This window comes from Sporichthya sp. (assembly GCF_013815995.1).
Lineage (GTDB): Bacteria > Actinomycetota > Actinomycetes > Sporichthyales > Sporichthyaceae > Sporichthya.
Map to the genome: position 1 here is coordinate 1 of NZ_JACDFE010000285.1, position 4864 is coordinate 4864.

The window sequence follows — 4864 nt, forward strand, 5'->3', positions numbered from 1 at the left end:
CACGCAGGCGTCATCGTTCGGGAACCAGTCCCGGAACTCCTGCAACGTGCGCGGGTAGTCGACTCCGCCTAGCGGCCGTTCCTTGCTCACACCCGAAATCGTACTGCACTCAAGCAGATATGCAGAATCCGGGACGAACGCGATCTACCTGATGGGCGCGGACGGCGCGAACCCGACCAAGGTGCCCGGCGGGCAAGCCGGCCTCGATCCGGTGTTCTCCCCGGACGGCACCTGGATCGCGTTCCTCAGCGACCGCGACGGGACCTACCGCCTGTACGTCGCCCGGATGGACGGCACCCGAACCCTGGCACTCAGCGATCACGCAGACAACGACACCGAACTCGAATGGGGCCCGCAGCCGTGACTCAGCCGGCGATGACAACCCGGCCCGCCGGCGCCTGAGGGCTACGGCAGCGGCAGGTGGGTGCGGACCGCGTCGGCCAGTCGGTCCGCGACCGCCTGCGCCTGATCCGCGGACGCAGCCTCGACCATGACGCGGACCAGCGGCTCGGTGCCGCTGGGTCGCAGCAGCACCCGCCCGGAGCTGCCCAGCTCCGCCTCGGCGGCCGCCACGGCCTCGGCCAGGTCCGGGTTGTCGCCGACCCCGGACCGGTTCACGCCCTTGACGTTGATCAGCACCTGCGGGAGCCGGGTCATCAACGCGGCCAGCTCGGCCAGGCTCTGGCCGGTGGCAGCCATCCGGGCCAGCAGGTGCAGCGCGGTCAGCAGACCGTCGCCGGTGGTGGCGTGCTCGAGCATCACCACGTGGCCGGACTGCTCGCCGCCCAGGGTGTAGCCGCCCGCGCGCATCGCCTCCAGCACGTACCGGTCGCCCACGGCGGTGTCGATCACCTTGACCCCGGCCTCGGTCATCGCCAGGCGGAACCCGAGGTTGCTCATCACCGTGACCACGACGGTGTCGTCGGCCAGGTGGCCGGATTCCTTCATCGCCAACGCGAGCACGGCGAGGATCTGGTCGCCGTCGACGAGATTGCCCTCGGCGTCGACCGCCAGGCAACGGTCGGCGTCGCCGTCGAAGGCCAGACCCGCGTGGGCGCCGTGCGCCTTGACCGCGGCCATCAGGTCCTCGGGGTGGGTCGAGCCGCAGGCGAGGTTGATGTTCAGCCCGTCCGGCTCGCTGTGCAGGATGTGCACCTCGGCGCCGGCCGCCCGCAGCGCGACCGGGGCGATCTCCGAGGCGGCCCCGTTCGCGCAGTCGATGACGACGGTGATCCCGTCGAGCCGGTTCGGCACCGTGGTCAGCAGGAAGTCGAGGTAGCGGCGCGCGGCGTCGGTCTCGTCCCGCACCCGGCCGACATCGCCGCCGGTCGGCCGCTGCCAGTCGGCATCGAGCAGCGCGGCGATCTCGTCCTCGGTCGCATCCGGCAGCTTGTGCCCGCCGCGCGCGAAGAACTTGATGCCGTTGTCCGGAGCCGGGTTGTGCGAGGCCGAGAGCATCACGCCGAGGTCGGCGTTCAGCATCGCGGTCAGCCAGGCGACGCCCGGCGTCGGCAGCACGCCGAGGCGGACGACATCCGTCCCCGCGCTGGCCAGCCCGGCCACCACAGCGGCCTCCAGGAACTCCCCGGAGGCGCGCGGATCGCGCCCGACGACAGCCAGCGGCCGTCCCCCGCCGGAGCGGTGGGCGGACAGCACCCGGGCCGCCGCGGCGGACAGATCCATCGCGAGCTCCGCCGTCAGATCGACGTTGGCGACCCCGCGTACCCCGTCCGTGCCGAACAACCGAGCCATGGCTGACCACCCTTTCGAACCCGGCTCATGATCGCGCACGCCGGCCGGAGAACGCACACGACCCGCGCCCCTGTGCGGGACGCGGGTCGCGGTGATCGCGGATTTAGCGCTTGCTGTACTGCGGCGCCTTGCGGGCCTTCTTCAGCCCGTACTTCTTGCGCTCGATGGCGCGCGGGTCGCGGGTCAGGAACCCGGCCTTCTTCAGCGTCGGGCGGTTGTGCTCCTGGTCCGCCTCGTTCAGCGAACGGGCGATGCCGAGGCGCAGCGCGCCGGCCTGGCCGGAGATGCCACCACCGTGGATGCGGGCGAAGACGTCGTAGCTGCCTTCCAGCCCGAGGCTGACCAGCGGCTCCTTGACGATCTGCTGGTGCACCTTGTTCGGGAAGTAGTTCTCCAGCTCGCGGCCGTTGACCTTCCACTTGCCGGTGCCGGGAACGATGCGAACGCGCGCCACGGCCTCCTTGCGACGGCCGGTCGCGGCGCCGGGCTCGATGTTCGAGATCGGCGTGATCGAGGGCGCGGTCTCGGTGGTGTACGACTCCGGCGCGTTGGCCTCGAGCTCGGCGTCCGTCGGCGGGACGTCGGCCGCGGGCTCGTTGGTCTCGGTGGTCTCGGTGCTCACTGGCTCACCTGCGTGATCTCGAACGGAACGGGTTGCTGCGCCTGGTGCGGGTGCTCCGGGCCGGCGTAGACCTTCAGCTTGCTCAGCTGGGCGCGGCCCAGAGTGTTGTGCGGCAGCATCCCCTTGACGGCCTTCTCGACCGCCTTACGGGGGCTGGTCGCCATCAGCTCGGAGTAGGCGACGCCGCGGATGCCACCCGGGAACCCGGAGTGACGCCAGGCGATCTTCTTGTTCAGCTTGTCGCCGGACAGCGAGATCTTGGCCGCGTTGATGATGATGACGAAGTCACCGACGTCGGTGTGCGGCGCGAAGGTCGGCTTGTGCTTGCCGCGCAGCAGCTGGGCCGTGTGGCTGGCCAGACGGCCGAGCACCACGTCCGTGGCGTCGATGACGTGCCACTGGCGCTGAATCTCGCCGGGCTTGGGGCTGTACGTGCGCACGTGAAATGACCTTCGTTCGATCTGGAGATCGGATAGCGGAGCCCAGGGGACTCACGGCGGTGCCACAGCCGCACGCCTTACACGGCCGGCAACGACGGGCCAGCTTAGCCCGGGGCGGCCGTGCGGGCCAAACCGGACCGGGACTCCCCCGCAGCTCAGCGGGCCCGGGCCACCCGGCCCTCGTCCCAGACCGGCCCGGTCGAGGGGTAGACCGACCCGTCGGAGCCGAAGACCAGGAACCGGTCGAAGGAGCGGGCGAACCAGCGGTCGTGGGTCACCGCCACCACCGTCCCCTGGTAGCTCTCCAGGCCCTCCTCCAGCGCCTCGGCGGAGTCCACGTCGAGGTTGTCGGTGGGCTCGTCGAGGAGCAGCAGGGTCGCGCCGGCCAGCTCGAGCAGCAGGATCTGGAACCGGGCCTTCTGCCCGCCGGACAGGGTCCGGAACAGCTGGTCGCCGGCCTGATGCAGCTCGTAGCGACGCAGCGCCCCCATCGCCTCCCCGCGCGGCAGGGCATGGCCGGCGAGGATGTCGACCAGGGTGCTGGCGGCCAGCTCCGGGTGATCGGAGGTCTGGGAGAAGTGCCCCGGCACCACCCGGGCCCCGAGCCAGGCGACGCCGGTGTGGGACACCCCGCCGTTCCCGTCGGGCAGGGCGCCGAGCAGCCGCAGGAAGTGCGACTTGCCGGAGCCGTTCGAGCCGAGCACCGCGATCCGCTCGCCGTAGTAGAACTCGACGTCGAAGGGCTTCATCAGCCCGGTGAGCTCGAGCCGTTCGCACATCACGGCACGGACCCCGGTGCGGCCACCGCGCAGCCGCATCTTCACGTCCTGCTCGCGCGGGCGCTCCTCGGGCGGGCCGCACCCCGTCCGGTCCGCGCAACAGCAGCTCCAGGACGAGCCGCTTCTGCTCGCCGCCGGAGAGCGGTGGACAGCTCGCGCCACTGGGCCTTCTCATACGGCATGCCGATACCGGCCTGGGTGCAGACGTCCCACAGCACCTCGGCCTCGTAACCGCCGGCGTCGGCCCAGTCCGCGAGCGCCTGGGCGTAGCGGAGCTGGGTCCTCTCGTCGTCCTGCTCCATCATCAGCAGCTCGGCCAGGTCGAGCTCGCGGGCCGCACCCCGCACCCGCGGCGGCGAGACCGACACGAGCAGGTCCCGCACCGTGGCACCCGGACGCTCGGCCGGATCGATCTCATCATCGTCGTACAGAAGCTCGGGGTCCGCGTCCTCACCCGGGCGGTGCCCGACGAACTGCCGCATCACCCCGAGCCCGCCGCTGCGGGTGACCGCGCCCTCCTGCGGGTCGAGGTCACCGGCGACCAGGCGCATCAGCGTCGTCTTGCCGGAGCCGTTGGCCCCGACCAGCGCCACCTTCGCGCCGTCGCCGACCCGGAACGAGACCTCTTCCAGCAGCAGCCTCCCGTCGGGCAGGCGGTGCTGGAGGCGGCTGAGGTCGACGTGTCCCACGGGTGCAGTCTCCCGGCGCCCGGCCCGAACGGCGAGCGGGTTTCCTACGCCACCCCTGCGCTGCGGATGTCATCCGTTGCGAAGCCTGCGGATGTCATCCGTTGCGGGGGCGGCGGGTCTCGATGGCGCGGGCGGCGAGGTCGGCGTCCGCGGGGTAGCGGACCTCCTCCAGGGTCAGGCCGTGGGCCGGCACCACCTGCACCGCGGAGTTCTTCTCCCGCGACGCCAGCACGCTCGCGGGCCAGTCGACAGGCCGGCGGCCCTCGCCGACGGCGAACGATGCCCCCACCAGCGCGCGCACCATGTGGTGGCAGAACGCGTCCGCCTCGACGTCGGCGACCAGCAACCCATCGGCCTGCCGGGACCAGCCGAAGCGGAGCAGCCGCCGGACCGTGCTCTGGCCCTCGCGCAGCTTGCAGAACGCGGCGAAGTCGTGCTCCCCCACCAGCGAGGTCGCTGCCCGGTCCATCGCGGCGAGGTCGAGGTCGCGGGGGTGCCACAGCACGTCGGCCCGGCGCAGCGGATCGACCCCGCCGGGGGCGCCGGAGACCCGGTAGGCGTAGCGGCGGGCCAGGGCAGCGA

Annotated in this window: 4 protein-coding genes and 2 pseudogenes; 1 reads left to right on the forward strand and 5 read right to left on the reverse strand. The window is 71.8% G+C overall.

The features are described 5' to 3' along the window. The first annotated feature begins 82 nt into the window (after positions 1–82). The gene (locus tag H0X00_RS21605) at positions 83–364 is read left to right on the forward strand and encodes a hypothetical protein (RefSeq protein ID WP_293774730.1); all 282 of its coding nucleotides are present in this window, start codon (positions 83–85) and stop codon (positions 362–364) included. 41 nt (positions 365–405) lie between these two features. On the opposite strand, the gene glmM is transcribed toward H0X00_RS21605, so the two are convergent. From glmM to H0X00_RS21635, 5 genes and pseudogenes are all read right to left on the reverse strand, one after another. After that, entirely contained in the window at positions 406–1752 is a 1347-nt protein-coding gene (glmM, locus tag H0X00_RS21610) for a phosphoglucosamine mutase (protein WP_293774731.1), read from the reverse strand. 103 nt (positions 1753–1855) lie between these two features. Further along, entirely contained in the window at positions 1856–2374 is a 519-nt protein-coding gene (gene rpsI, locus H0X00_RS21615) for a 30S ribosomal protein S9 (RefSeq protein WP_367186730.1), read from the reverse strand. Then, entirely contained in the window at positions 2371–2814 is a 444-nt protein-coding gene (gene rplM / locus H0X00_RS21620; protein ID WP_293774732.1) for a 50S ribosomal protein L13, read from the reverse strand. Before rplM ends, rpsI begins: the two co-directional genes overlap by 4 nt. A gap of 155 nt (positions 2815–2969) precedes the next feature. Then, positions 2970–4282 (reverse strand): annotated as a pseudogene (locus H0X00_RS24010) (ATP-binding cassette domain-containing protein). Between the two features lie 94 nt (positions 4283–4376). After that, a pseudogene (locus H0X00_RS21635) lies at positions 4377–4864 on the reverse strand (tRNA pseudouridine(38-40) synthase TruA); the annotation flags it as partial.

Coding starts and splice junctions, on each gene's coding strand:
- glmM (WP_293774731.1), bottom strand. CDS start 1,752: ATGGCTCGGTTGTTCGGCACGGACGGGGTACGCGGGGTCGCCAACGTC.